The sequence below is a fragment of the Dietzia sp. CW19 genome (genome assembly GCF_014145265.1).
Taxonomy (GTDB): Bacteria; Actinomycetota; Actinomycetes; order Mycobacteriales; family Mycobacteriaceae; genus Dietzia; species Dietzia natronolimnaea.
Genome location: NZ_JAALEE010000123.1, coordinates 1 through 7,589, shown reverse-complemented (window position 1 = coordinate 7,589; position 7,589 = coordinate 1). Strand labels below are relative to the sequence as shown.

At 67.4% G+C, this 7,589-nt stretch carries 7 protein-coding genes; all 7 read right to left on the bottom strand.

What is annotated here, in order from left to right:
- Positions 1–57: 57 nt before the first annotated feature.
- Positions 58–1,341 carry an ABC transporter substrate-binding protein gene (locus G6021_RS04345; RefSeq protein WP_179524136.1) on the bottom strand — a complete coding sequence of 428 codons (1,284 nt, stop codon included), beginning with the start codon at positions 1,339–1,341 and terminating at the stop codon, positions 58–60.
- 31 nt (positions 1,342–1,372) lie between these two features.
- Positions 1,373–2,599, bottom strand: a complete 1,227-nt coding sequence (locus G6021_RS04340) for a branched-chain amino acid ABC transporter permease (protein WP_179524135.1) — start codon at positions 2,597–2,599, stop codon at positions 1,373–1,375.
- On the bottom strand, positions 2,596–3,483 hold the full coding sequence (locus G6021_RS04335; protein ID WP_179524134.1) for a branched-chain amino acid ABC transporter permease: 888 nt from the start codon (positions 3,481–3,483) through the stop codon (positions 2,596–2,598). Before G6021_RS04335 ends, G6021_RS04340 begins: the two co-directional genes overlap by 4 nt.
- Positions 3,480–5,315, bottom strand: coding sequence for an AMP-binding protein (locus G6021_RS04330; protein WP_179524133.1), 1,836 nt, complete (start codon positions 5,313–5,315; stop codon positions 3,480–3,482). The genes G6021_RS04335 and G6021_RS04330 overlap by 4 nt, the downstream gene beginning before the upstream one ends.
- Positions 5,315–6,127 carry an ABC transporter ATP-binding protein gene (locus G6021_RS04325; protein ID WP_182638973.1) on the bottom strand — a complete coding sequence of 271 codons (813 nt, stop codon included), beginning with the start codon at positions 6,125–6,127 and terminating at the stop codon, positions 5,315–5,317. The genes G6021_RS04330 and G6021_RS04325 overlap by 1 nt, the downstream gene beginning before the upstream one ends.
- Positions 6,124–6,912: an ATP-binding cassette domain-containing protein gene (locus G6021_RS04320; protein ID WP_182640737.1), complete on the bottom strand. Its 789-nt coding sequence runs from the start codon at positions 6,910–6,912 to the stop codon at positions 6,124–6,126. Before G6021_RS04320 ends, G6021_RS04325 begins: the two co-directional genes overlap by 4 nt.
- Before the next feature lie 312 nt (positions 6,913–7,224).
- Positions 7,225–7,589: precorrin-6A/cobalt-precorrin-6A reductase (locus tag G6021_RS04315; RefSeq protein WP_182640736.1), on the bottom strand; the 365-nt coding region annotated here is incomplete at its 5' end.

Genomic DNA, 7,589 nt, shown 5'->3' with positions numbered 1-7,589 from the left:
CCGTCGACAGTGGTCGACGGGCGGCCGGTATCCGCTGAGAGGATCACCTCAGGGCGGTCACATCAGGTAGCACGCCTCCGTGTACTCGAAGTCGGCCGCCGTGGGTCCCTCGTACCACTCCTCCTCCAGGACGAGGCCCGTGGGACTGCCCGGCTCGATCCGGTTGATGATGCTCGAGCGGGACGCGTTCTCGTTGACGTCTCCCGAGTAGTCCCCGGCTCCCTCCGCGAACATCCCACCGGTGTCGACCCCCGTCAGCGAGTCGACCGACTCGTAGAGACCGCTTCGGGTGAGCTCATCGTTCTCGACCGCTTGCTCCAGGAGTCCGTGGATGACCGACGAGGCACCCCAACCCAGGACGAACCAGTCATCGGGCTCGGTCCCCATGGATTCGGCGACCTCCCGCATCTCGATGTGGCCTTCCGAGTCGTGGCCCCACGGAGCCACCGCTCCGGCGTGCAGGTAGCGCGCCTCGAGTGCCGGCGCGGCCTGGCTTCCCATCAGACCGGCGCTCCACGTGGGAGTGGAACCGATGAACTGGCCCTCGAACCCCTGCGCGACGGTGGCACCCACGATGGCGCCGGTCTCGATCGCACTGGTGGAGAGGACCACGACGTCCGGTTGATCTGCCAGGATCCGCTGGATCACCGCGGTCTGCTCGTCGGTCCCGCCGGGGGCCGTGGTGTACCGGGTGAACTCGACACCGCGTTCCTCGGCGGCGATCTCCGCGCCCTTGGCGGCGTCGTCACCGTAGTCACCGGGGAAGTGCACCGCGCCGACACTCGTCGCGTCGAAGTTGTCGACGGCGTAGTCCACCATGTTCATGGCCTCGGCACAGTAGCTGGTGCCGAACTCCATGACGCCCTCCTCGAACAGCCAGTTCGACCCCAGGGATGCGGGGACCGTGACGATGTTCTGCTGCCGGGTGTCGTCGAGGATGCCGTTGGTGTGGGCGGTGCCCATCGAGTGGGCCAACATCAGGACCTGGTCCCTGATCTCCCGGTACTCCTGGGAGTGGGTGGTCTCGTTGTAGGCGTTGTCCCGGACGTGGGTCACCATGTCGACCTCGTAGTCGCCGATGCCGCCGTTCTCGTTGACGTTCTGCCAGTAGGCCTGGGAGCCCTCGATCATCGGGGCGCCGATCGGTGAGAACGGTCCCGTCAGGTCGGTGATCGCTCCCAGGTAGATGCAGCCCTTCGAGTCATCGATCGCCTGTGGGCACGGTTCCTCGGTGACGCCGGCGACCTCGGTGTCTCCGCCGTCGTCGCGGCCACAGCCCGCCAGGACCAGGGCGATCGCCGACAGGCCGGCCACCCCGCTGCGTAGTGTCTTCGACTTCATGGTGTTCTCCTCAGGTGTTCAGTGGGTGGGTTCAGTAGGTGAACGGGAAGCTCTTCCAATACATCCGCATTCGCAGCCACACGCCGTACAGACCGCGCGGTTCGAACAACAGGAACGCCACGATGAGGCCGCCGTACAGAATCGCCTCGACCTCGAAGATGTTGGGGCTGGCGTTGGGTGCAGTGGAGATGAACGGGAACAGGTGGGCGACCTCCGCCGAGATCCGGGGAAGTGACGCGATCAGCAGGGCGCCCATGATCGACCCGGAGATGGTCGCGGCCCCGCCGATGAAGACGATGGCGACGAACTGGATCGACATGATCAGTCCGAACTGCTCCGGCCCGAAGTGTCGGTTCGCGACGAACAGCAGTGACCCGCACACGCCGGCGTAGAACGACGAGACCGTGAACGCGATGAGCTTGTAGCGCGCCAGGTCGACGCCCATGACACCTGCCGCGATGTCGCGATCGCGGATCGCCCCGAAGGCGCGCCCGATCCGCGAGCGGGCGATGTTCCGGGCCGCGAGCGCCCCGATCAGGAGGAGTGCGAGGAAGAACCAGTACAGCTTCTGGTCCGAGGTGAACGCACTGTCCAGGGTGAGGTCGTTGCCGAACACGACGGGGCGCGGTGCTTCGCGACCGACTCCCGGCCCCCCGGTGACACTCGACCACTCGGTGAAGATGTAGGTGCCGAGGAACACGAGGCCCAGCGTCACCACCGCGAGATACAGACCCCGCAGCCTGGTGGCCAAGGGGGCGACGACCACCCCGCAGAGCGCCGCCATCGCACCCGCGGCGATGATCCACACCGGGACGAAGGTGATGCCCAGGCCCAGTGCGCGCCCTTCGGGATCGCCGGCCACCACCGATGCGGTGTACGCCCCGACCCCGACGAAGAACGCGTGGCCGAGGGAGATCTGACCTGCGTAGCCGGTGATCAGGTTGAGCCCGATACCGCCGATGGCCAGAACGAGTCCCAGGCCGAGGATCCGCAACAGGTCGTCGCTGACGTTGAACGGCAGGAGTACCGCGATTCCGATGAGTATCGCGGCGCCGACCGCCTTGGCGCGCGTGTTGAACAGCGCCTGTTCCTGCCGGTAACTGGAGTACAGCTCCGGCCGACCGCGGGGCCGTCCGAAGAAACCGGTCCGACCTCCGGCCCCCGACTGCGACGTCGGGGATCCCGATGCGGACCCGGCCGACCCGCGGGACCCGCTCGAGGTATCGGATGGGTCCGCTGAAGATACGAGATGGCTCATACCCGTTCCACCTCCTTGGTGCCGAACAGTCCGTGTGGCCTGACGAGAAGCACCGCCAGCATGATGATCCAGGGCATCAGCGGTCCGAGATTGGTGGTGAGTTCCGGGAACCACTGGTTGTGATAGGTCGACACGACGGCCTGGGCGATACCGATGGTCAGGCCGCCGATGATCGCGCCACCTATCGAGTCGAACCCGCCGATGACGATCGCGGGCAGTGCGATGAGTCCCACCAACCACAGGGTGTTGCCGATAGGACCGCCGGTCGCGGCGAAGATCCCCGCGATCGCGGCCAGCGCACCGGCCATCGCCCACGACAGCGCGAAGATCAGGCTGGCGCTCACCCCCTGGGCCATCGCGGCCTCCTGGTCGGAGGCGACCGCCCGCATCGCCAGGCCGACCGAGGAATACCGGAAGAACAGCAGGAGGGCGATGACGATCACCGTGGCGGTGACGAACGCCGCCACGTGCCTGTGTTGGACGACGACCCCGGCGATCACCGACACGTCGGTTCCCCACGGGTCCCCGACCGACCGCGGTTGAGAACCCAGGAACATGCCGGCGATCGTGCGGAGGACGATATCCAGTCCCACGGTGATGATCGCGATGATGAACACCGCCTTACCGATCATCGGTCGGATCGCCGTCCGTTCGACCAGCAGAGCCACGACGCCGATGGCGACCACCCCGAGGATCGCTCCGACGTAGAAGCCCATCACCGGAGCGAGGAAGCTGACGATGATCGCACCGGACATGAGGAACGCGGGCTGCGCGAAGCTGATAACGCCGGTGGCCTTGAAGATCATGACGAAGCCGATCGCGACGAGTGCGTAGATGGCACCCGAACCCAGACCGACGCTCAGGGCACTGAGAAACTGGGTCATCGTGCCCCCTCGTAAAGCTCGTCGACGAGGTCCGCGAACATCCCCGTCACCGCCGAGCGCTTGACCTTCTGGGTCGCGGTCAGCTCGCCCTCGTCGTGATCGAGTTCCTTGGGCAGCAGTGCGAACGCCTTGACCTGCTCCACGGCGTTGAACCTCTCGTTGGCGGTGTCGACGACCCCCTGCACCAGCTCGCGGACCTCGGGTTTCTCCGTCAGGTCGCGGTAGGTGGTGTAGGCGATCCGTTTGCGGGTGGCCCAGTCGCCGACAGTGTCGAGCTCGATCCCGATGAGCGCGGTGAGGAACCTGCGGCCGTCGCCGATCACGAGGGCCTCCTTGATGTAGGGGGACACCTTGAGGGCGTTCTCGACCTCCGACGGGGACACGTTCTTGCCGCCGGCGGTGATGATGATGTCCTTCATCCGGTCGGTGATCGTGACGTGGGTCCCGTCGACCCATTCGCCCACGTCCCCGGTGTGGAGCCAGCCCTCGGCGTCGATGGTCTCGGCCGTCTTCTCCGGGTTGCGCCAGTACCCGGCGAACACCGCCGGGCTCCGGACCAGGATCTCGCCCGTGGTCTCGTCGATCTTCAGCTCGGTGCCCTCGTGGGGCTCACCCACGGTTCCGAGCTTCACCCGTCCGGGCTTGTTGGTGGTGGCGATCGCCGAGTTCTCGGTCATCCCGTAGAGCTCGTGCATCGGTACACCGATCCCCATGAAGAACTTGAGCACCTCCGGGGCGATCGGCGCAGCTCCGGAGACCGCGTAGCGCGCGTACCGCAATCCCGTCCGGACCCGCAGCGCCCGGTACATGCAGATCCACCCCAGCACGTACCACGTGCGGCTGGCCGGGGTGTGCCGGCCGCCGTTCGAGACCAGGGCATCGCCGATCCGCTCGGCCCGCGCCAGCCAGAAGCCCGACCACTTCCGCTTGAGCCAGGTGGCGTCCTCCAGACGAATCTGGGCCGAGGCCAGGAGTTTCTCCCAGATCCGCGGAACACCCATCACCAGGGTGGGCTGCACCTCCTGGAGGTTCTGGGGGACGGTGTCGATGGACTCGGCAAACGTCACCTGGAGCCGGCTCGCGCAGCTCATCCAGGTGGTGAAGAAGCGCTCGGCGACGTGCGAGAGCGGGAGGTAGGTGAGCACGTAGTCGGACGGTCCCGGCGGCGGATCGGACGTCCCCCCGCGGGTCATGACGGTGTCGATCGCGAACTCGACGTTGGACGTGGTGAGCATGGCTCCCTTGGGCGGGCCGGTCGATCCCGAGGTGTAGACGAGGGTGATCAGGTCGTCGGGCTGTGCCTGCTCCATCCGCCGGTTCACCGCCCCGTCGTCCCTCTGACGGTGCTCGCGACCGAGTGCAAGGAAGTCGTCCCAGTAGATGAGGCGCTCGTCGTCGTAGTGTCCCCGGATCCCGCGCGGCTCCAGGTACACGATGTGCGCGAGGTCCGGACACTGGTCGGAGACCGCCAGTGCCTTGTCCACCTGTTCCTGATCCTCTGCCACCAGCAGCCTGACCTGGCTGTTCTCCAGCAGGTATCCGACCTCCGCGGCCGGGTTGGTCGGGTAGACCCCCACGCTGACGCCCCGGACGGCCACTGTCGCGATGTCGCAGATCAGCCACTCGGGCCGGTTCTCGCTGTGGATCGCGACGCGGTCCTGGGTGTCGATACCGAGCGCGATCAGCGCGTGCGCGACGTCCTGGATCTGGTCCCAGTACTGCGCCCAGGTCGTCGGCTGCCAGACACCCCGGGACTTCCTGCGCAGTGCCACGTCCCCGGGGTGGGCGGCGGCGTTGTCGCGGACCCGCGTGGCCAGAGTGGTGGTGCTCATCAGCTCCCCCCTCCGGACGCGGGCGCCGCGGCCTGGCCGCCCAGATAGGCCTCCACCACCGCCGGGTGGCTCTGGACCTCCGCGGGGGTGCCGAGGGCCAGCGGGGCGCCGAAGTCGATGGCCAGCACGCGGTCCGCGATGTCCATCACCAGGCTCATGTCGTGCTCGACGAGGATCATGGGGGTCTTGAACTCCTGTCGGATCGAGAGCAGGAAGCGCGCGGTGTCCTCGGTCTCCTCGAGGTTCATCCCGGCCACGGGTTCGTCCAGCAGGAGGATCTCCGGCTCCATCGCCAGTGCCCGCCCGAGCTCGATGCGCTTCTGGATGCCGTAGGGCAGCAGGCCCACCGGGAGCTTGCGCCACGCCTGCAGCTCCAGCAGGTCGATGATCTCCTCGACCGCGGCGCGGTTCAGTTCCTCCTGGCGTCTGGCCGGCCCCACCCAGGCGATCGCCGCGAGCGTGCCGTAGCGGAACTTCACGTGCCGGCCCAGCATGAGGTTGTCGACCAACGTCAGGTTGGCGAACAACTCGACGTTCTGGAACGTCCGGGCGACCCCCAGGCGGGCGATCTTGTGCGGACGCATCCCCAGGAGCTGTTGTCCCCTGAGCTTCACCGACCCCTGCTGCGGCCGGTACACGCCCGAGAGGACGTTGAAGATGCTGGTCTTCCCGGCGCCGTTGGGGCCGATGATCGCGAAGAGCTCGTCCGGGTTGACGGTGAAGTCGACGCCGTCGATCGCCTTGAGGTTCCCGAAGGCCAGGCTCACCTGCGAGAACTCGACGACCGGGGTGGAGGTGGACGGGTTCGTCATGACGCCCACCTCTTGCGCCGCCGGTACTGTTTGACGTCGCGATAGGACTTCGTCTCGTCGGAGTCCGAGCGCGCGCCCAGGTAGAACTCGCGGATGTCGTCGTTGTCGAGCAGGTCCGCCGCGGGCCCGTCCATGACCACGCGGCCGGTCTCCACCACGTACCCGTGTCGGGCGATCGACAGCGCCATCGCCGCGTTCTGCTCGACCAGCAGCACCCCGGTCCCCTGCGAGTTGATCTCGACGATGATGTCCCGGATCTGCTCCACCATCTTGGGCGCCAGGCCCAGGCTCGGCTCGTCCAGCAGGAGGTATCGGGGCGCGGACATGAGCGCCCGGCCGATCGCCAGCATCTGCTGCTCGCCGCCGGACAGGTAGCCGGCGACCCGCGACCGGCGGTCGTGGAGCACCGGGAAGAGCCCGTAGACGCGCTCGAGACCCTCGCGGAGGTGGCGGCGCGTGACGTGCGCGCCGATGCGCAGGTTCTCCTCGACCGAGAACTCCTTGAAGATGCGCCGCCCCTCGAGGACGTGCTTGACGCCGTGGCGCGCGATCGCGGGTGCGCTCAGCGAGCCCATGTCCTCCCCGTCGAGGGTGACCGACCCCTTGGTGATGGCCCCGTTGTGGACATCGAGCAGTCCGGAGAGGCTGCGCAACAGAGTCGACTTGCCGGCTCCGTTCGCGCCCAGCAGCGCGACGATGTGGCCGTCCGGCACGTCGAAACTCGCACCTCTGATGACGAGCATCGCGTCGTCGTAGACGACCTCGAGATTACGAACTGATAACACTCGGCCTCCTGGTGTGATGGAGACCACACTATTCTGAGGTGTCCGAACATTTCTGTGTTTAGGCCGATTTCTCTGATCATGTTCTCGGCGGCGCCGGGCTGGGCGAAGTCCCTGCGGGTGGCGCCGGAGTCGTGATACGTGAGGCCAGTCCACCGTCCTCGACCTGATTGACCTGCGACGATGCAGACCCGCGCGAGATCGGGTCCGGCGAGGACGGACGCGGCCAGGCGAGGCGTCGATCGTCTCTACACGTGTGTTAACCCCGTCATCGGACCCTGTGGATCGGCCCGGAACCCGGCGTCCGGAGCCTCCTCAGGCCAGGGTCCCGACCCGGTCGACGGCGGACACCGCGTCGGCCACCACCTCTACACCCGGAGCGGCCCCCGGGCGGCGCACCACGACCACCGGCACCCCGAGTTCGGCGGCCACCGCCATCTTCGGCCAGGTGTGCACGCCGCCCGAGTCCTTGGTCACCAGCACGTCCGCCCGGTGCGCGGTGAACAGCGCCCGCTCGCCCTCGGCCGAGTAGGGACCACGGTCGAGCAGGAGCCGCCACCGGGCGGGGATCGTCCCCTCGGGCGGGTCTACCACCCTCACCAGCGCCTCGCGGGTGGCGAGCGGACCGACGAACCTCGCCAGTGACTGTCGGCCGACGGTGAGGAACGGGCGGCCCCCGA

Coding starts and splice junctions, on each gene's coding strand:
- G6021_RS04345 (WP_179524136.1), bottom strand. CDS start 1,341: ATGAAGTCGAAGACACTACGCAGCGGGGTGGCCGGCCTGTCGGCGATC.
- G6021_RS04330 (WP_179524133.1), bottom strand. CDS start 5,315: ATGAGCACCACCACTCTGGCCACGCGGGTCCGCGACAACGCCGCCGCC.
- G6021_RS04335 (WP_179524134.1), bottom strand. CDS start 3,483: ATGACCCAGTTTCTCAGTGCCCTGAGCGTCGGTCTGGGTTCGGGTGCC.
- G6021_RS04340 (WP_179524135.1), bottom strand. CDS start 2,599: ATGAGCCATCTCGTATCTTCAGCGGACCCATCCGATACCTCGAGCGGG.
- G6021_RS04325 (WP_182638973.1), bottom strand. CDS start 6,127: ATGACGAACCCGTCCACCTCCACCCCGGTCGTCGAGTTCTCGCAGGTG.